Source organism: Streptomyces sp. NPDC057877, from assembly GCF_042796855.1.
GTDB lineage: Bacteria > Actinomycetota > Actinomycetes > Streptomycetales > Streptomycetaceae > Streptomyces.
Genome location: NZ_JBHVMS010000005.1, coordinates 61,992 through 80,175, shown reverse-complemented (window position 1 = coordinate 80,175; position 18,184 = coordinate 61,992). Strand labels below are relative to the sequence as shown.

General features: G+C 72.6%; 18 protein-coding genes. 7 read left to right on the top strand and 11 right to left on the bottom strand.

The genetic code is table 11. The features are described from left to right. Nucleotides 1–138: 138 nt before the first annotated feature. Entirely contained in the window at nt 139–855 is a 717-nt protein-coding gene (locus ACFVQG_RS15375; protein WP_383381989.1) for a DsbA family oxidoreductase, read from the top strand. Nucleotides 856–952: 97 nt separating this feature from the next. Continuing rightward, nucleotides 953–2,002: an aminotransferase class V-fold PLP-dependent enzyme gene (locus tag ACFVQG_RS15370; RefSeq protein WP_383381985.1), complete on the top strand. Its 1,050-nt coding sequence runs from the start codon at nt 953–955 to the stop codon at nt 2,000–2,002. A gap of 5 nt (nt 2,003–2,007) precedes the next feature. On the opposite strand, the gene thpD is transcribed toward ACFVQG_RS15370, so the two are convergent. The 5 genes from thpD to ACFVQG_RS15345 form a co-directional block, all read right to left on the bottom strand. Beyond that, nucleotides 2,008–2,913: an ectoine hydroxylase gene (thpD, locus tag ACFVQG_RS15365; protein ID WP_383381981.1), complete on the bottom strand. Its 906-nt coding sequence runs from the start codon at nt 2,911–2,913 to the stop codon at nt 2,008–2,010. A gap of 7 nt (nt 2,914–2,920) precedes the next feature. Then, nucleotides 2,921–3,319: an ectoine synthase gene (locus ACFVQG_RS15360; RefSeq protein WP_383381978.1), complete on the bottom strand. Its 399-nt coding sequence runs from the start codon at nt 3,317–3,319 to the stop codon at nt 2,921–2,923. A gap of 58 nt (nt 3,320–3,377) precedes the next feature. Continuing rightward, nucleotides 3,378–4,661: a diaminobutyrate--2-oxoglutarate transaminase gene (ectB, locus tag ACFVQG_RS15355; RefSeq protein WP_383381975.1), complete on the bottom strand. Its 1,284-nt coding sequence runs from the start codon at nt 4,659–4,661 to the stop codon at nt 3,378–3,380. A gap of 66 nt (nt 4,662–4,727) precedes the next feature. Continuing rightward, on the bottom strand, nt 4,728–5,234 hold the full coding sequence (ectA, locus tag ACFVQG_RS15350; protein ID WP_383381972.1) for a diaminobutyrate acetyltransferase: 507 nt from the start codon (nt 5,232–5,234) through the stop codon (nt 4,728–4,730). A gap of 356 nt (nt 5,235–5,590) precedes the next feature. Continuing rightward, on the bottom strand, nt 5,591–6,694 hold the full coding sequence (locus tag ACFVQG_RS15345) for a pyridoxal-phosphate-dependent aminotransferase family protein (RefSeq protein WP_383381969.1): 1,104 nt from the start codon (nt 6,692–6,694) through the stop codon (nt 5,591–5,593). A 369-nt stretch (nt 6,695–7,063) separates the two neighbouring features. Between ACFVQG_RS15345 and ACFVQG_RS15340 the strand changes: the two genes are divergently transcribed. The 5 genes from ACFVQG_RS15340 (at nt 7,064) to ACFVQG_RS15320 (ending at nt 11,783) form a co-directional block, all read left to right on the top strand. After that, complete coding sequence (locus ACFVQG_RS15340) at nt 7,064–7,912, top strand: transporter substrate-binding domain-containing protein (RefSeq protein WP_383381966.1); 849 nt, start codon at nt 7,064–7,066, stop codon at nt 7,910–7,912. 4 nt (nt 7,913–7,916) lie between these two features. Further along, nucleotides 7,917–8,753, top strand: a complete 837-nt coding sequence (locus ACFVQG_RS15335; protein WP_383381963.1) for an amino acid ABC transporter permease — start codon at nt 7,917–7,919, stop codon at nt 8,751–8,753. Next, nucleotides 8,750–9,541 carry an amino acid ABC transporter ATP-binding protein gene (locus tag ACFVQG_RS15330; RefSeq protein ID WP_383381958.1) on the top strand — a complete coding sequence of 264 codons (792 nt, stop codon included), beginning with the start codon at nt 8,750–8,752 and terminating at the stop codon, nt 9,539–9,541. The genes ACFVQG_RS15335 and ACFVQG_RS15330 overlap by 4 nt, the downstream gene beginning before the upstream one ends. A gap of 21 nt (nt 9,542–9,562) precedes the next feature. Beyond that, nucleotides 9,563–10,657, top strand: coding sequence for an amidohydrolase family protein (locus tag ACFVQG_RS15325; protein ID WP_383381955.1), 1,095 nt, complete (start codon nt 9,563–9,565; stop codon nt 10,655–10,657). A 220-nt stretch (nt 10,658–10,877) separates the two neighbouring features. Beyond that, nucleotides 10,878–11,783, top strand: a complete 906-nt coding sequence (locus ACFVQG_RS15320; protein ID WP_383381952.1) for an SCO1860 family LAETG-anchored protein — start codon at nt 10,878–10,880, stop codon at nt 11,781–11,783. Here the strand turns inward: ACFVQG_RS15320 and cobC are convergent. Genes cobC through cobM form a run of 6 tightly spaced genes read right to left on the bottom strand, consistent with a single transcriptional unit; the run spans nt 11,774 to nt 18,067 of the window. Beyond that, nucleotides 11,774–12,832: an Rv2231c family pyridoxal phosphate-dependent protein CobC gene (gene cobC, locus ACFVQG_RS15315; protein WP_383381949.1), complete on the bottom strand. Its 1,059-nt coding sequence runs from the start codon at nt 12,830–12,832 to the stop codon at nt 11,774–11,776. The two genes, ACFVQG_RS15320 and cobC, sit on opposite strands and share 10 nt — an antisense overlap. Continuing rightward, nucleotides 12,822–13,754 (bottom strand): sirohydrochlorin chelatase, encoded by a 933-nt coding sequence (locus tag ACFVQG_RS15310; RefSeq protein WP_383381946.1) that lies wholly within the window; start codon nt 13,752–13,754, stop codon nt 12,822–12,824. Before ACFVQG_RS15310 ends, cobC begins: the two co-directional genes overlap by 11 nt. Beyond that, nucleotides 13,751–14,338 carry a precorrin-8X methylmutase gene (locus ACFVQG_RS15305; protein WP_383381943.1) on the bottom strand — a complete coding sequence of 196 codons (588 nt, stop codon included), beginning with the start codon at nt 14,336–14,338 and terminating at the stop codon, nt 13,751–13,753. The genes ACFVQG_RS15310 and ACFVQG_RS15305 overlap by 4 nt, the downstream gene beginning before the upstream one ends. Next, complete coding sequence (gene cobJ, locus ACFVQG_RS15300; protein WP_383381940.1) at nt 14,335–16,023, bottom strand: precorrin-3B C(17)-methyltransferase; 1,689 nt, start codon at nt 16,021–16,023, stop codon at nt 14,335–14,337. Before cobJ ends, ACFVQG_RS15305 begins: the two co-directional genes overlap by 4 nt. Next, on the bottom strand, nt 16,020–17,249 hold the full coding sequence (gene cbiE / locus ACFVQG_RS15295) for a precorrin-6y C5,15-methyltransferase (decarboxylating) subunit CbiE (protein WP_383381937.1): 1,230 nt from the start codon (nt 17,247–17,249) through the stop codon (nt 16,020–16,022). Before cbiE ends, cobJ begins: the two co-directional genes overlap by 4 nt. After that, nucleotides 17,246–18,067, bottom strand: a complete 822-nt coding sequence (cobM, locus tag ACFVQG_RS15290; protein ID WP_383381934.1) for a precorrin-4 C(11)-methyltransferase — start codon at nt 18,065–18,067, stop codon at nt 17,246–17,248. Before cobM ends, cbiE begins: the two co-directional genes overlap by 4 nt. Nucleotides 18,068–18,184 lie beyond the last annotated feature (117 nt).

The following is an 18,184-nucleotide window of genomic DNA, read 5'->3' as shown; positions in this document are numbered from 1 at the left end:
CGGGTGCCGGTCGTACGTGGCGGATCGCGCCCCGCGGCGGAGCCGCATGTCGACCCGGCCCCGCGCCCCCCCGGGTGGGAATACCCCACGGTGTTTTAAGGTTCACGTAATCCCCTGAACCTGGAGTGAGGCCCCGCCATGCGCGTTGAAATCTGGAGCGACATCGCCTGTCCCTGGTGCTACGTGGGGAAGGCACGCTTCGAGAAGGCGCTGGCGGCCTTCCCGCACCGGGAGCGGGTCGAGGTCCTCCACCGGTCGTTCGAGCTGGACCCCGGCCGGGCCAAGGGCGACGTCCAGCCCGTACTCGGCATGCTCGCCAAGAAGTACGGCATGAGCGAGGCCCAGGCCCAGGCCGCCGAGGACAACGTGGGTGCCCAGGCCGCCGCCGAGGGGCTGGCGTACCGCACGCGCGGGCGGGACAACGGCAACACCTTCGACATGCACCGGCTGCTGCACTTCGCCAAGGAGCAGGGGCGACAGCTGGAGCTGTTGCAGGCGCTGTACGCGGCCAACTTCGCCGAGGAGCGGTCGGTCTTCGGCGGCGACGAGCGGCTGGTGGAGATCGCCGTGGCCGTCGGGCTCGCGGAGGACGGCGTGCGCAAGGTGCTCGCCGACCCCGACGCCTACGCCGACGACGTGCGCGCCGACGAGCGCGAGGCCGCCCGGCTCGGGGCGACCGGGGTGCCCTTCTTCGTCATCGACCGCAAGTACGGCGTCTCCGGCGCCCAGCCCGCCGAGGTCTTCGGCCAGGCGCTGGCGCAGGCGTGGGGTGAGCGGTCCCCGCTGACCCTGGTCGACCAGGGTGACGCGGACACCTGCGGGCCCGACGGGTGCGCGGTGCCGCAGCACGGCTGAAAGCCGCAGGTCGGGGTGGACGTATAAGAAGTCCTTAGCGGAACCACGTAAGTATTCGCAATGGACGAGAGGTCCGGGCGGGCAGCACAGTGGGTCCATGGAGACCTTCGAGAGCCTGGTCCGCGCCGAGTTCGCCCCGAGGAACACCTACCTCAACACCGCGAGCACCGGGCTGCTGCCCGCGCGCACGGTCGCCGCGATGCGTACGGCGGTGGAGGCGGCGTCCGTCGGGCAGCCCACCGACATGTTCTCCGACGTCGAGGCGTCCCGGGCGTCCTTCGCCCGGCTGACCGGCGTGCCGGTGGACCGGGTGGCGGCCGGGGCGTCGGTCGCCGTGTACTCCGGGCTGGTCGCCGCCTCCCTGCCGGAGGGCGCCGAGGTGCTGACCGCGGAGGGCGACTTCAGCTCGGTCGTCAATCCCTTCCACGTCCGCTCCGACCTCAAGGTGCGCGCCGTCGAGCTGGAGCGGATCGCCGAGTCCGTGCGGCCGGGCACGGCCCTGGTCGCGGTGAGCGCCGCGCAGTCCGCGGACGGCCGGATCGCCGACCTGCCCGCGATCCGCGCTGCGGCCCGCGAGCACGGGGCGCGCACCTATGTCGACGCCTCCCAGGCCGCGGGCTGGCTGGACTTCGACGCGGCTGCGTACGACTACACCGCCGCCGTCGCCTTCAAGTGGCTGTTCTGCCCGCGCGGGGTGACCTTCCTGACCGTGCCCGGCGACCTCGGCGGACTGACGCCGCTGTTCGCCGGGTGGGTCGCGGGGGAGGAGCCCTGGGACAGCTGCTACGGCCCCGTCGACGAACTCGCCCGCTCCGCCCGCCGGTTCGACGAGAGCCCCGCCCTGTTCTCCTACGCCGGGGCCCGGCAGTCCCTCGCCCTGCTGGAGGAGATCGGCGTGGCCGCCGTACGGGAGCACGACCTGGCGCTCGCCGAGCGGTTCCGGGCGGGGCTCGACGCGCTCGGGCACGCCGCGGTGGCCGCGCCCGGGTCACCGATCGTGTCGGTGCCGGGGCTCGGCCACCGGCAGTCCGCGCTCAGCGGCGCGGGCATCGAGGTGTCCGACCGCGCGGGCAATCTCCGCGCGGCCTTCCACCTCTACAACACGCCCGCCGACGTGGACCGGCTGCTCGACGCGCTGTCCGGCTGAGCCGGTCAGCGCACGGGGGTGAAGTCCCGGGCGCCGATGAACTCCGGCCGCCGCACGGGGGCCGCGAAGGGCTCCACCGCCTGGTTCTCCACGCTGTTGAACACGATGAAGACGTTGCTGCGCGGGAACGGTGTGATGTTGTCCCCGGAGCCGTGCATGCAGTTGCAGTCGAACCACACCGCCGACCCCGCCCGGCCGGTGAACAGCTTGATGCCGTAGTCACCCGCCATCTCGGTCAGCGCCTCGTGCGACGGCGTGCCCGCGTCCTGCATCTGGAGGGACTTCTTGTAGTTGTCCTTCGGGGTGGCGCCCTCGCACGCCAGGTAGGTCTTGTGCGACCCCGGCATGATCATCAGGCCGCCGTTGGTGTCGAAGTTCTCGGTCAGCGCGATCGAGACGGACACCGTGCGCATGTGGGGCAGGCCGTCCTCGGCGTGCCAGGTCTCGAAGTCGGAGTGCCAGTAGAAGCCGCTGGCCCCGAACCCCGGCTTGACGTTGATCCGGGACTGGTGGACGTACACGTCGGAGCCGAGGATCTGCCGGGCGCGGCCGACCACCCGCTCGTCGCGCACCAGCGAGGCGAACACCTCGCTGATCCGGTGCACCTCGAAGACCGACCGGATCTCCTGCGACTTCGGCTCGATGATCGACCGCTCGTCGGCCCGGATCGCCGGGTCGGCGATCAGCCGGTTCAGCTCGTCGCGGTAGACCTTGACCTCGTCGTCGGTGATCAGGTCCTCGATGGCCAGGAAGCCGTCACGGTCGAAGGACTCCAGGTCGGTGCCGGGAATGGGGCCGGGCGTGCCCGGGGCGCCCCAGACGACGGGGTCCTTGCGGGGGATCCTCACCTCGGCGGTGCCCCGGCTCGGGTACAGGTCGTTGGCGGTGCTGTGCGTGGTCGTGGTGGTCACTGGGGACTCACACCTCCTCGGTGAGCAGCGGGTAGACGCCGTTCTCGTCGTGGTCCTCGCGTCCGGTGACGGGCGGGTTGAAGACGCAGATGCAGTGGAAGTCCTCCTTCACGCGCAGCGTGTGCCGCTCGTGCCCGTTCAGGAGGTACATGGTCCCGGGAGTGATCGTGTACGTCTCCCCGGTCTCACGGTCGGTCAGTTCGGCCTCGCCCTGGGTGCACACGACGGCCTCGATGTGGTTGGCGTACCACATGGACGTCTCGGTGCCCGCGTACAGGATCGTCTCGTGCAGGGAGAAGCCGACCTTCTCCTTGGCGAGCACGATGCGTTTGCTCTCCCAGGTCCCGGACGCGGACTTGACGTGCCGGTCGGTGCCTTCGAGGTCCTTGAAGGATCGGACGATCACGGTGTTGCGATGCCTCCTAGTCAGGTCGTGCTGGTTTCTCCGGCGGTCCCGAACCGTCTCAGGCGGTGGCCGGTGCGGTCTCCCGGACGGCGCGGGCCAGGGTGCGCAGGCCCTCGTCCAGTTCGTCCGGGGTGATGGTCAGGGCGGGCAGCAGCTTGATGACCTCGCTCTCCGGGCCGGAGGTCTCCACCAGCAGCCCGAGTTCGAAGGCGCGCTGCGCGACCTTCCCGGCGCGGGCCTTGTCGTGGAACTCCATGCCCCACACCAGGCCCCGGCCGCGGTACTCCTTGACGTCGGCGAGGTTCTCCTCGGTGACGGCGATCAGGGCCTGCTCGACCTGCTCACCGCGGGCGCGGGTCTGCTTCTCCATGGCGGAGCCGTCGGCCCAGTACGACTCCAGCGCGGCCGTGGCGGTGACGAACGCCGGGTTGTTGCCGCGGAAGGTGCCGTTGTGCTCGCCCGGCTCCCAGATGTCCAGCTCGGGCTTGAACAGGCACAGCGACATCGGCAGGCCGTAGCCGCTGATGGACTTGGAGACGGTGACGATGTCCGGCGTGATCCCGGTCTCCTCGAAGGAGAAGAAGGCGCCGGTACGGCCGCAGCCCATCTGGATGTCGTCGACGATGAGCAGCATGTCCTGCCGCTCGCACAGCTCGGACAGGGCGCGCAGCCACTCCGGGCGGGCGACGTTGATGCCGCCCTCGCCCTGCACGGTCTCCACGATCACCGCGGCGGGCTTGTTCAGGCCCGAGCCCTGGTCCTCCAGGAGCCGCTCGAACCACAGGAAGTCCGGGACCTGCCCGTCGAAGTAGTTGTCGAACGGCATCGGCGTGCCGTGCACCAGCGGGATGCCCGCCCCGGCCCGCTTGAAGGCGTTGCCGGTGACGGCGAGCGAGCCCAGCGACATCCCGTGGAAGGCGTTGGTGAAGGACACGATCGCCTCGCGCCCCTTCACCTTCCGCGCCAGCTTCAGCGCGGACTCCACGGCGTTGGTGCCGGTCGGGCCCGGGAACATGACCTTGTAGGGCAGGTCACGGGGGCGCAGCACCAGGTTCTGGAAGGTCTCCAGGAAGCGGCGCTTGGCGGTGGTCGACATGTCGAGTCCGTGGGTGACGCCGTCGCGCTCCAGGTAGTCGATCAGGGCGCGTTTGAGGACGGCGTTGTTGTGGCCGTAGTTCAGTGACCCGGCTCCGGCGAAGAAGTCGAGGTACTCGTGGCCGTCCTCGTCGTACATGCGGCTGCCCTGCGCACGGTCGAAGACGGCGGGCCAGCCGCGGCAGTAGCTGCGCACCTCGGACTCCAGGGTCTCGAAGACGCTCAGGTCGGGCTGGGTGATGGTCACGGCGAATCGCTCCTCGGTGCGACAGTGGGCCTGTGATGCGGGTTCGAGTGGTCGGACGCGGTCCGGCTAGGCGGTCAGCGGGCCGATGCGGTAGAGGACCTCGGGGTCGTGGGGTCCGTCCGGGAACTGGTCGGTGCCGAACAGCACCTCGCGCTCCACGCGGGCGCCGTGCCGCGCCGCGTAGGAGGTGAACAGCCGCTCGGAGGCGGTGTTGCCGGGCGTGATGGTGGTCTCGACGGCGGTGAGGCCCTGCTCGGCGGCGACCCGTTCGGTCAGCGCGTCCAGCAGCCGCGCGGCAAGGCCCCGGCCGCGGTACGCGGCGTCGACGGCCACCTGCCAGACCAGCAGTGTCCCCGGGCGGTCGGGACGCAGGTACCCGGTGACGAAGCCGACCGGTTCCCCGTCGTCCCCGCGGGCCACGGCGCAGGTGCCGGAGAAGTCACGGCACCACAGCAGATAGGCGTAGGACGAGTTCAGGTCAAGGCTTCCGGATTCCTTGGCGAGCCGCCAGAGAGCGGCTCCGTCCGCCACCTCCGGACGGTCGATGTGCAGGTCTGCTTGTGCGGCAGTCATGCGAATTGAATTTAGCGAGAGAAATTCCAAATTGCATGGCCGCAGGCCCTTACGTCCCGCGCCCTCCTATGTTATCGCGCAGGCGCGTGCGATCGCGCGAGAGTCGGGCGATATGTGACGTTTTTACCGGTAGATAAGGTACAAATCGGTCGCCTGTGTGGGACGCGTCACAACTGTGTAACCTTCGCGAGATGCACCCGAATTACGTAGTCGGAGGTTCGCTAAATCTTTGTGTTTAGGTCGAAAGAAAGCGGGCAGAAGAATACGGGAAGCTGCGCTCGGTGGAATTACGGAATTAGGGATTACGGCACTCGGTGAATGGCAGAGAATTCAGGAGACCGTCACCCGCGGAACCGTTACCCGCGCCAGGCCCCTTCGGCGGCCCGCAGCGCCGCCGCCGGGTCCACCGCCAGTCCCCGCTCGGCCAGCGCCGCCCCGAGTGCCATGAGGGACCCGCGCACCGCGCCCGGCGTGGCGTCCACGCCGTAGTGGTTGACCCGGATCATCTCCTTGGCCAGCGCGCCGCCCCCCGCGGCCAGCGGCAGCGCCGGATCGGCCGCCAGCGCCCGCGCGACCAGCTCCGCGGCGACCGTGCCGGACGGCGCCCGCAGGGTGGTGGCGACCGGCGCCGCCTCGGCGTCCCGGTGCACATACGGCTCCAGACCGCCGCCCAGGGCCAGCGCCCCGGCCCGGGTCGCCGCGGCGGCGCGCGCGTGCCGGGCCATCACCGCGTCCAGCCCTTCCGTCTCGATCCGCGTCAGGCACGCCTCCAGCGCCAGCATCTCCAGCTGGGCGGGCGCGTGCGGCAGGGCCCGGCGACCGCCGTCGAGCCAGCGCTCCCGCCAGTCCAGCAGCGACAGGTACGACCGGCGTGGCGCCCTCGGGTTCGCCGCCATGCGCGCCCACGCCCGCCCGCTCACCGACACCGCCGACACCCCGGCCGGACCGCCCATCGCCTTCTGCGCCCCGATCACGCACAGGTCCACGCCCCACGCGTCCGGCAGCACCGGCTCGGCCCCGACCGAGGCCACGGCGTCCAGGTAGAACAGGGCACCCCGCTCCCGTACCACCGCGCCGATCTCCGCGACCGGGTTGGTGTTCCCGGTCGCCGCCTCCGCGTGCACCAGGGACACGAAGTCGATCCGCGGGTGCTCGGCGAAGGCCTCCCGGATCCGATCGGCCGTGACCGCCGTGTGGAAGGGCACCGCCAGGTCGATCACCGTGGCGCCGCAGTCCCGCAGCCAGTCGCCGAACGTCTGCCCGTACGGCCCGGTGATCACGTTCAGCGCGGTCGTGCCGGGACCGGCCGTGGCGCGGATCGCGCCCTCCAGCGGCAGCAGCGCCTCGCCCTGCATGATCACGACGTCCTGCTCGGTGGCCAGCAGCCGGGCCACCCGGTCCTCGATCGAGGCGAAGCGCTCGGCGCTCAGCGGGGCCAGGTCCAGGAAGGGGTGGGTCACGGCAGTGCTCTCTCCGGTACGGCGGGACAGTCGCCGCCGAGCTTAGGACCTGTCGTGGGGGTCACGCCGCGGACGGGGGGCCTGGCACGCGCTCCCCCAAGCTCTCGACTTCGCTCGGGCAGGGCACCCCCAGCCCCGTTCACCGGCGCTGACCAGATGCCGTCACCTCCCTGCACCGTGATCCAGCTGACCAGATGCCGTCACCTCCCTGCACCGTGATCCAGACGACAGGCCCTGGGTCACCCCGCGCCAACGCCCCACCGCCGATGACTTCTTAGGCCGGGCGGCCTTCGAGCCATGGGAATAATTTGAGTAACCCAAACATCTCCTTATAATCGGAAGCCATAGATTCTGCACAGGAGGTCCCCCGTGATCACGCTCCTTGGGCGCCGGGCCCGCGTACTGGCCGCCACCACCGCGACGGCCGGGCTGGTTCTCGTGGCCGGTTGCTCCTCGGACGACGACGGCGGCAGCGCCAGCAAGACCGCCGCCGGCGGGGTCGAACTGGTCAAGGGCGGCCAGCTCACGACCTGCACGCACCTGCCCTACCCGCCCTTCCAGTCGGAGATCGACGGCAAGGTGCAGGGCTTCGACGTCGCGCTGATCGACCTGGTCGCCGACGACCTCGGGGTGCAGCAGGAGATCCTCGACACCCCGTTCGAGAACTTCAAGACCGGCGCGTTCCTCAACTCCGGCGAGTGCGACCTGGCCGCCGCCGGTATGACCATCACCGACGAGCGCAAGAAGAACGTCGACTTCTCCGACCCGTACTTCGAGGCCACCCAGGCCGTGCTGGCGGACAAGGAGAGCGGCGTCGGCTCCTTCGCCGACCTCAAGGGCAAGAAGGTCGGCGCCCAGGCGCAGACCACCGGTGAGGACTACGCCAAGAGCCAGGGCCTGGACCCGGTCTCCTTCGAGTCCTCCGACGCCGTCCTCAACGGCCTGCGCACCGGCCAGGTCGACGCCGTCGTCATCGACTACCCCGTGGTCCAGGGCTGGCTGAAGGACAAGGCCAACGCCGACGCCTTCACCGTCGCCGAGCAGGTCAACACCGGCGAGCAGTACGGCTTCACGGTGCAGAAGGGCAACGACAAGCTCCGCGAGGCCATCAACAAGGCGCTCGCCGACGCCCAGTCCGACGGCACGTACAAGAAGCTCTACGAGCAGTGGATCGGTCCGTACGACGACGACGCCGCCGCCTCCCCGGCCGCGTCCTGACCCCATGGCCGACACCGGAACCCCTGTAGTACAGCCGAAGAAGAAGGGCCTCACGCGGCGGCAGAAGCGCAGCCTGTCGCGTGGGGCGCAGTACGTCGTGTTCGTCGCCGCCGTGATCGCGTTCGCGGTGGCGGCGGACTGGGACCGGCTGCGGAACCAGTTCGCCCAGAAGGCCATCGCGGAACAGATGTTCCCCGAGGTCATCACGCTGGCGCTGAAGAACACCGTGCTCTACACGGTGTCCGGCTTCGCCGTCGGACTGGCCCTCGGCATGCTCATCGCGCTGATGCGGCTGTCGTCCGTGGGCCCCTACCGCTGGCTCGCGGGCGTCTACATCGAGATCTTCCGTGGCCTGCCCGCCCTGCTGATCTTCATCTTCATCGGCGTGGCCGTGCCCCTCGCCTTCCCCGGCACCGAGATCCCCGGCGGCACCTACGGCAAGGTCGCGCTCGCGCTCGGCCTGGTCGCCGCGGCGTACATGGCCGAGACGATCCGCGCCGGAATCCAGGCGGTACCCAAGGGCCAGATGGAAGCGGCCCGCTCACTGGGCTTCTCCCCGGCCCGCGCGATGGTCTCGATCATCATCCCGCAGGCCTTCCGGATCATCCTGCCGCCGCTCACCAACGAACTGGTCCTGCTGTTCAAGGACTCCTCGCTGGTGCTGTTCCTCGGGGTCACCCTGGAGGAGCGGGAGCTGTCCAAGTTCGGCCGCGACCTCGCCAGCCAGACCGCCAACTCCACCCCGATCCTGGTCGCGGGCCTGTGCTACCTGCTGATCACCATCCCGCTCGGCTTCGTCGTGCGCCGCATGGAGGCCAAGGCTCAGGAGGCCGTGCGATGACCCGTCCCGAGATCGAGGTCCGGGGCCTGTACAAGGCCTTCGGCGACAACGAGGTGCTGCGCGGCATCGACCTGGAGATCGGCCAGGGCGAGGTCGTGTGCGTCATCGGCCCCTCCGGCTCCGGCAAGTCGACGCTGCTGCGGTGCGTGAACCTGCTCGAGGAACCCACCAAGGGCCAGGTCTTCGTCGGCGGCATCGAACTCACGGACCCGGACGTCGACATCGACGCCGTACGCCGCCGTATCGGCATGGTCTTCCAGCAGTTCAACCTCTTCCCGCACCTCACGGTGACCGAGAACCTCACCCTGCCGCAGCGCCGGGTGCTCAGGCGGGACAAGGCGACGGCGGCGAAGGTGGCCGCTCAGAACCTGGAACGGGTGGGCCTCGCGGAGAAGGCCGCGGCCTACCCCGCCTCCCTCTCCGGCGGCCAGCAGCAGCGCGTCGCCATCGCCCGCTCGCTCGCCATGGGCCCCGAGGTGATGCTCTTCGACGAGCCGACCTCGGCGCTCGACCCGGAGCTGGTCGGCGACGTCCTCGCGGTGATGCGGATGCTGGCCCACGAGGGCATGACGATGATGGTCGTCACCCATGAGATGACCTTCGCCCGCGAGGTCGCCGACCGGGTCGTCTTCATGGACGGCGGCGTGATCGTCGAGGACGGCACCCCTGACCAGGTCATCGGCAGCCCCCGCCACGAACGCACCCGCCACTTCCTCTCCCGCCTCCTCGACCCCGCCATGGCCGAGGTGGAGGAGGAGACGTCGGACCAGGTGGGCAAGGCGCCGTAGCGGCTGACTATCGTGCGGTGCATGAGTGGTGAAGTGCTGCACGTCACGGGGCGGGTGCTGGTCGGTCCGGACGACATCCGCGACGAACTGTGGGTGATCGACGGCCGGGTCTCCTACGACCGCCCCGTGGGCGCCCACGACCTCCGCACGGTGTCCGGCTGGGCGCTGCCCGGCCTCGTCGACGCCCACTGCCACGTGGGCCTGGACGCGCACGGGGCGGTGCCCCGGGACGTGGCCGAGAAGCAGGCGCTGACCGACCGGGCGGCCGGGACCCTGCTCATCCGGGACGCGGGCTCGCCCTCCGACACCCGCTGGATCGACGACCGCGACGACCTGCCGAAGATCATCCGTGCCGGGCGGCACATCGCCCGCACCCGCCGCTACATCCGCAACTACGCCCACGAGATCGAGCCCGAGGACCTGGTGGCGTACGTCGCCCGGGAGGCCCGGCGCGGTGACGGCTGGGTCAAGCTGGTCGGCGACTGGATCGACCGCGACCTCGGCGACCTGTCGGCCTGCTGGCCGCGCGAGGCGGTCGAGGCGGCGATCGCCGAGGCGCACCGGCTGGGCGCCCGCGTCACCGCGCACTGCTTCGCCCGGGATTCCCTGCCGGACCTGGTCGAGGCGGGCATCGACTGCGTCGAACACGCCACCGGCCTCACCGAGGACCTGATCCCGCTGTTCGCCGCACGCGGCGTCGCGATCGTCCCGACCCTCGTCAACATCGCCACCTTCCCCGGCCTCGCCGACGGCGGCGAGTCCCGGTTCCCGCGCTGGTCGGCCCATATGCGACGGCTCTACGACGCCCGCTACGACACCGTCCGCGCCGCCTACGACGCCGGGATCCCGGTGTACGTCGGCACGGACGCCGGGGGCGCGCTGGCGCACGGCCTGGTGGCGGGCGAGGTGGCCGAACTGGTCACCGCGGGCATCCCGCCCGTCGAGGCCCTGTCGGCGGCGTCCTGGGGCGCCCGGCGCTGGCTGGGCCGCCCCGGCCTGGACGAGGGGGCTCCGGCCGACCTCGTGGTGTACGACGAGGATCCGCGGGCCGACGTACGGGTGCTGGCGGCGCCGCGGCGGGTGGTGCTGAACGGGCGGGTGGTTGACGGGGCGTGACGGTGGGCGGTGGCCGGTCGTTGGATCCGACTCGCGCGCCGGGTGGGAGCGTGGTGGTGGGGGGATTCGGGTGACGGCGGGGAACAACCGTGCCGACGGATTCGAAGACGCGCGCGAAATCCCCACGATGGGGTGAAGTCACGCAGGATCGCCGCCCGTTCACTCTCAGTGCGTAATTCTTGCCGGGTCCCAAGCATGTCTCCTGAGGGGTCCCACCATCGTGAACGGCAACAACTCCCGCCTGCCCGCACGCCGCCTCACCGCCGTCGCCACGGCGACCGTCCTGGCCGCGCTGACCGGCGCGGGCACCGCACACGCCACCGACGAGGGCCACGCCAGCGCCGTCGTCCTGCGCACCGGCCTCGACGTGGCCCTGCTCAACAAGACCGTGCGGGTCCCGCTCACGGTCGCCCTGAACGAGGTCGAGGCCCCGGCCAGCGCCGAGAAGACCGCCCTGACCGCACGACTGGACGGCGTCGACGGCGGGAAGCCGTTCACCGTCCTGGGCGCGGACGTGGCCCAGGCCAAGGCGACGGTCACCGACACCAGGGCCGAGGCCTCGACCCACCTGGCCCACGCCAAGGTCCACGTCCCCGGCCTTCCCCTGCTCTCCGTCATCGAGATCGAGGGCGTCACCTCCACGGCGACCTGCGAGGCCGGAAAGGCGCCGGTCGCCGAGTCCCAGGTGCTGGGCGCGGTGACGGTGCTCGGCAAGCGGGTGAGCCTCACCGCGGGCGGTCCCACGAACGTGACCGTGCCGGGGGTCGGCGAGGTCCGTCTCGACCTGTCCCAGCGCGAGACGACGACGCGTACGGCGAGCGCGACGGCGCTGGAGCTGGCGGTGGAGGTGAATCCGCTGGAGCTGAACGTGGCGGAGGTGACGGGCTCGTTGACGCTGGCCGAGGCGACGTGCGAGGCGCCGCCGGTCGCTTCCTCGGTGGTCCCACCGGCGGCACCCGCCGACGTCACACCCCAGGGCGCTCCGGCCGAGGCGGGCCTCGCCGAGACCGGGGGCAGTTCGGCGACGCCGTACGTCGCGGGCGGCGCGGTGGCGTTGCTGGCCGTGGGCGGGGGAGCGGTGGCGCTGGCGCGGCGGCGTCGTGGCGGTCGGAGCGACTACGCCTGAGCCACCGCCCGCCGCAGGGCGCCGATGAACCCCGCCGTCGTCTCCCGGTCCCGTACCGCCAGGCGCAGCCACTCCCCGCCCAGACCGGGGAAGGTGTCCCCACGGCGAACCGCCCACCCCAGGTCCCGCAGACGGTGCCGTACGGCGGTGGCGTGGGGGAGCCGGACGAGGACGAAGGGGCCCTCGGCCGGGTCCACCACCCGCAGTCCCACCGGGGCGAACTCCGCGAGCGCGGCGACGAGATGGGCCCGGTCGGCGGCGATGCGGTGGGCCGCGTGGGCCGCCTCCGCCAACGCGCGCGGGCTCACGCAGGCCTCCGCGGCGGCCAGGGCCGGGGTGGACACCGGCCACAGGGGCTGGGCGCGTTCCAGGTCGGCGATGGTGTCCGGGGCGGCGAGGACGTAGCCGATGCGCAGCCCGGCCAGGCCCCAGGTCTTGGTCAGGCTGCGCAGCACGACCAGGCCGGGCACGTCGGTGTGCCCGGCCAGGGCCTCCCGCTCACCGGGCACGGCGTCCATGAAGGCCTCGTCGACCACCAGGAACCGGCCCGGCCGGGCCAGCTCGGCGATCGTGGCGGCCGGGTGCAGCACCGACGTCGGGTTCGTCGGATTGCCGACGATCACCAGGTCCGCGTCCTCCGGCACGGCCGCCGGGTCGAGACGGAAGCCGTCCGCCTCCCGCAGCAGCACCCGGTCCACGCTGTGCCCGGCGTCCCGCAGCGCCGCCTCCGGCTCGGTGAACTGGGGATGGACCACCACGGGCCGCCGTACCTTCAGCCCCCGCGCCAGCAGCACGAACGCCTCCGCCGCGCCCGCCGTCAGCAGCACCCGCTCCGCCCGCAGCCCGTGCCGCGCGGCCACCGCCGCCCGCGCCGCCCGCCCGTCCGGGTAGGCGGCGAGGGACGACAGTGATGCCGCGATGTGCGTGCGCAGCCACTGCGGGGGCGTGTCCGCGCGGACGTTCACCGCCAGGTCGACGAGGGCCGAGCCGTCGTCGCGTACCTCCGCGTCCCCGTGGTGGCGCAGATCGTGCCCGTCGTCAGTGCGCATGGGAGTGCGTGTGCCCTCCGTGGTGGTGACCGTGACCGTGGTGTCCGTCGTCGTCGGGGTGGAAGTGCGGCTGCTGCGGCAGGCCCACCCTGTCCTCGAAGCCCGGCAGTGCGATCCGGTACACGCACGAGTCGCAGTTCATCCGCAGGTCGCCGCGGACGGCCTCCCGGTACCGCTCCATGACCAGGTCCAGCAGCTCCGGCTCCGGCCCGATGACGTCCGCCGACCGTACCTCCACCTCCGGGTGCGCCGCCGCCCAGCCCTCGGTCTGCCGCCGCACCCGGTCCGGCAGGATGCCGGTGAACAGGAAGTACGGCAGGACGACGATCCGCCGCGCGCCCAGTCTCGCGCACCGGTCGAGGCCGCTCGGCACGTCCGGCGCCGCCAGCGACACGAACGCCGTCTCCACACCGGCGTATCCGCGCCCCTCCCACAGCAGCCGCGCCGCCTTGTGCACCTCGGCGTTGGCGTCGGGGTCCGTCGACCCGCGCCCCACCAGCAGCACGGTCACGTCGGCCCGGTCACCGGGGGCGCGCCCGCTCCCGCCGAGGGCCTCGTCCAGGCGCCGCTCCAGCACCGACAGCAGCGCCGGGTGCGGGCCCAGCGGACGGCCGTAGGAGTACGAGATCCCCGGGTGGCGTTCCTTCTCGCGGGCCAGCGCCGCCGGGATGTCGCCCTTGGCGTGCCCGGCGGACACCAGCATCAGCGGAACGGCGGCGAAGCGCCGTACACCGCGCTCCACCAGCTCGGTCACCGCCTCGCCCAGCGGTGGCGGGGACAGCTCGATGAAGCCGCCCGCGACGGGCAGTTCGGGGTGGCGGCGCCCCAGTTCGCGCACGAAGTCGCGGAACGCCTCGGCTCCGGCGTCGTCCCGGGTGCCGTGACCGGCGATGAGCAGGGCGGGCGGCGGCGGGGTGGTCACTGGTTCTCCTCGGCGTGGATCGGGTGGTACAGCAGGGCGTTGAGCGCGGCGGCGGCGACCGCCGAACCGCCCTTCTCGGACACGTTGCTGACGGCGGGCAGCCCGCTGTCGCGCAACGCGGCCTTGGACTCGGCCGCGCCGACGAAACCGACGGGCAGACCGATGACGAGCGCGGGGGAGGCGTCCAGGGTGAGCAGCTCCTCCAGGGCGGTCGGCGCACAGCCGATCACCCACAGCGCGCCGGGGCCGACCTGCTCGTAGGCCAGCCGGACGGCGTGCGCGGAACGGGTCAGTCCCGGCCCGGCCACGGCGTCCTTCAACCGGCAGACGGTCTCGCGCCGGGTGATCCCGGCGGCCACCATCTCCACGTCCACGACGACGGGCGCCCCGGCGTGCAGCGCGGCATGGGCGCCCGCGAGCTCCTCCTCGGCCATGACCAGGTCGCTCGCGTACTCCAGGTCGGCGGCGGAGTGGATGACCCGCTCCACCACCGCCCGGGTCAGCGGCGGGAAGTGCGAGGTGTCCAGGCGGGCGCGCAGCCGCCGGAAGGACTCCCGCTCGATGGGGTGGACGACGCGGTTCACTTCGACGCCTCCTGCCAGCGGTAGCCGCGCGGGGTCACCATGCGGCCCGCTATCCGCCGGGTGGCCGTGTTGCCCACCGTCACGACCGTCATCATGTCGACGGTCGCCGGGTCGAGTTCCGCCAGCACCGTCACCCGGCTGGACTCGTCCGGCCGCGACGCGTTGCGGACGACGCCGACCGGGGTCGTCGGCTCCCGGTGCTCGGCGAGGATCCGCAGGGCCGTCGGCAGCTGCCAGTCACGGCCCCGGGAGCGCGGGTTGTAGAAGGTCACCACGATGTCCGCCTCCGCCGCCGCCCGCACCCGGCGCTCGATGACCTCCCAGGGCGTGTGCAGGTCGGAGAGGCTGATGGAGACGTGGTCGTGGCCCAGCGGAGCGCCCAGGACCGCCGACGCCGCCAGCGCCGCCGTCACCCCCGGCACCCCCACCACGTCGATGTCGTCGGAGGCCTCCGCGAGCGCCGGTGACGCCATCGCGTACACGCCCGCGTCGCCGCTGCCGATCAGCGCCACGGCGTGCCCGCGCCGCGCCTCGGCCACGGCCGTGCGGGCCCGCTCCTCCTCGGCGCCGAGGCCCGACTCGATGACCCGGGTGCCCGGCCGCAGCAGATCACGGATCTGGTCCACGTACTGGTCCAGCCCCACCAGCACCGACGCCCGCCGCAGTTCCGCCCGCGCACGCGGGGTCAGCAGGTCCCGCGCCCCCGGTCCCAGCCCGACCACCGCGAGCCGCCCGCGCCCCGGCCGCCGTACCACCGCGCAGGTCGCCATCGCGGGCCGCGCGCCCGACTTCCGCTTCGGCACCAGGAGTTCACCGCCGCGCACCAGCGCCGCGGCCTCCGCGACCGACGGGGTGCCGACCGCGGCGAGCGGCGCGTCCGACGGGTTGGGCACGTCCACCTGGGACAGCTCCTCGGCGGAGTAGGTGACCACCGGCACCCCCAGCCGCTCGGCCGCCCCGACGATGCCGGGCTCCTTCGCCTTCGCGTGCACGGTGGCCAGCTCGGCGACGCTGCGCGGGGACAGCCCCGCGTCCCACAGCGCCTCCTCGACCAGCTCGAGGACCTCCGCGACCGGGGCGCCCTTGGAGGCACCCACCCCGACCACCAGGGACGGCGGGCGCAGCAGCACCTCACGCTCACCGGGCGCCACGGCACGGTCGGTGACCCGCACGGTGTACGCCCCCTGCTCCGGCGCGGTGAACGGCAGCGCGGGCAGCGGCCACGCCACCTCGGCGTCCAGCGCGACCGGCTCACCGTCCAGCAGCGCCCGCGTCACCCCGGCGACATCGCCCTCCACCGGGAACCCGAGCGTGTCCAGACCCGGCAGCCCCACCGCGTCCGTCGCGGTCGTCACCACCGGCTCCGCGCCCAGCAACGCGCCCACCTCGCGGGCGAGTTCATTGGCGCCGCCGCCGTGCCCGCCGACCAGCGACACGGCGAACCGCCCGGCCTCGTCGACACACACCACCCCGGGGTCGGTCCGCTTGTCGTCGAGCAGCGGGGCGAGCAGCCGTACCACCGCCCCCGTCGCCAGGAAGCACACCAGCTGCTCGCACTCCGCGAACGCGGCCCGCAGGGCACCCGGCACGGGACCGTCGTACACACGCGTCCGGTCCGGCCAGGCCGCGGCCAGCCGGTCCCGCGCCGCCGCCCCCGCCGCGGTGGCGGAAATGAGGCCGATCACTGGTCAACTCCTTCAGCACAGGCGTGGGGCCGCTCGCCCCACAGCAGGAAAACGGGATTGGCCGCCGCGAGCCGGGTCACGTCCCCCGGCAGCGGCGCCAGCCGTGACGACTGCAACAGCACCCCGTCACAGCCGAACCCGGCGTTCGTCAGGGCCGCCCGCGCAGCGGGCACCCGGTCGAGCGCCGCCATCGCGACCACCACCGTGCGCCGGGCGCGCCGCGCGCACGCCGTGACGATCGCGGGCAGCTCACGCCCCCCACCGCCGATGAACACGGCGTCCGGGTCGTCGAGATCGGACAGCACCGTCGGCGCCGCCCCGTGCACCACCCGTACGTCGACACCGTGCGCGGCGGCGTTGGCGCGGACCCGCCCGGCCCCGTCCGCGGTCTTCTCCACGGCGGTCACGGCGGCGCCCAGCCGCGCGCACTCCACGGCCACCGAACCGGAACCCGCGCCGACGTCCCAGACGTGGTCACCGAGGCGCGGCCCGAGCCGGGCCAGGGCCAGCGCCCGCACCTCGAACTTGGTGATCATCGAGTCCCGGTGCGCGAACGCCTCCTCGGCCAGGGCCCACCCGCCGGGCGCCCGCTCCGGCCCCGCGAGCGTGCGCACCGGCCCGAGCGCCCGCGCCTCGTCCAGACAGAGGACGACACTCACCGCCGTACCCCAGTCCCGCGCGGCGGCCTCGGCGGGCGTCACCCGCTCCACCCGCTCCCGCGCCGGATCCCCCAGCGCGGTCGCGACGACCAGCACCCGGTCGTGGTGCAGCAGCGCCGCCCCCAACTCCGCCGGACCGCTGCCGGGGCCGGTCAGCACCGCCACCTTCGGCCGCGCCCGGCACACGTGCACCGCCGTCCGCAGCTCCCGCCCGTGCGCGCTGACCACGACGGCGTCGTCCCACGGCAGCCCGACCCGCGCGAACGCGGCGGCCACGGACGACACTCCGGCCCGCACGTCCAGCCGCTCCGGCCCGAACCGCTCGGCCAGCGCCCGCACGATCCCGAAGAACCCCGGGTCCCCGGACGCCAGCACCACCACCGGCCGCTTCTTGGCGACGTACTCCCCGATGGCGTCCAACGCGGGCGCCAGCGGCCCGAGCACGATCCGCTCGGCGCCCTCCGGCAGCCGTACGGCGTCCAGGTGCCGCCGCCCGCCGACGACGAGGTCAGCCACCAGCGCGTCGGGGGCAGGCGCCCCCGTCCCCGTACCGACGACCGTGATCACGTCTGCGTCCCCCGCGCCGAGCGCAGCGCCCTGCGGGCCTCCGGGTCGGCCTTGCGGTACCCGTGGAAGTGGCCGGGGTGGTACAGGTGCGAGCGGGTGCCGTGCGCGTCGAGCGCCGGGCCGACCAGGAACAGCGTGTGCTTCCAGAGCTTGTGCTCCTTGACCGTCTCCTCCAGCGTGCCGATGGTGCACCGCACCAGCAGCTCCTCCGGCCAGGTCGCCTGATACGCGACCACGACCGGCGTCGAGGTCGGGTAACCGCCCTCCAGCAGCTCCCGCACCAACTGCCCACTGCGCGCCGCCGACAGGAAGACGGCCATGGTGGTGCCGTGCCGGGCGAACTCCCGCACCTCCTCACCGGGCGGCATCGGCGTCTTGCCGCCGCCCAGCCGGGTCAGTACGACCGACTGCGCCACCTCGGGAATCGTCAGCTCCCGCCGCGCCAGCGCCGCGACCGCGGAGAACGCCGAGACACCCGGCACCACCTCGGTCGCGATCCCGATCGCCGCACACCGGTCGAGCTGCTCCTGCGTACCGCCCCACAGCGCCGGGTCACCGGAGTGGATACGCGCCACCCGCAGCCCCGCCACGTGCGCCCGCTCGTACACCGCGACCACGTCCTCCAGCGACATGGCCGCCGAGTCCAGGATCTCGGCCCCCGCACGGGCGTGCTCCAGGACCTCCGCCTGCACCAGGCTCGCCGCCCAGATCACGACATCGGCCTCGGCGATCGCACGCGCGGCCCGGAACGTCAGCAGATCGGCGGCGCCGGGACCGGCACCGACGAAGGTCACCTTGCCGGTGGGGGCATCGGCCATGGGATTCGGGTCCTCTCCTGCAGGTCTTCTATAAGTGCTACGAGTACTGCGGTTGGTGATGTAAGTGCTACGAGAACCGCGGCGGGTGATGTCGAAGGCGCGGGCGCCCCCGCTCAT

Coding starts and splice junctions, on each gene's coding strand:
- ACFVQG_RS15375 (WP_383381989.1), top strand. CDS start 139: ATGCGCGTTGAAATCTGGAGCGACATCGCCTGTCCCTGGTGCTACGTG.
- ACFVQG_RS15370 (WP_383381985.1), top strand. CDS start 953: ATGGAGACCTTCGAGAGCCTGGTCCGCGCCGAGTTCGCCCCGAGGAAC.
- ectA (WP_383381972.1), bottom strand. CDS start 5,234: ATGACTGCCGCACAAGCAGACCTGCACATCGACCGTCCGGAGGTGGCG.
- ACFVQG_RS15335 (WP_383381963.1), top strand. CDS start 7,917: ATGGCCGACACCGGAACCCCTGTAGTACAGCCGAAGAAGAAGGGCCTC.
- ACFVQG_RS15330 (WP_383381958.1), top strand. CDS start 8,750: ATGACCCGTCCCGAGATCGAGGTCCGGGGCCTGTACAAGGCCTTCGGC.
- ACFVQG_RS15325 (WP_383381955.1), top strand. CDS start 9,563: ATGAGTGGTGAAGTGCTGCACGTCACGGGGCGGGTGCTGGTCGGTCCG.
- cobC (WP_383381949.1), bottom strand. CDS start 12,832: ATGCGCACTGACGACGGGCACGATCTGCGCCACCACGGGGACGCGGAG.
- cobM (WP_383381934.1), bottom strand. CDS start 18,067: ATGGCCGATGCCCCCACCGGCAAGGTGACCTTCGTCGGTGCCGGTCCC.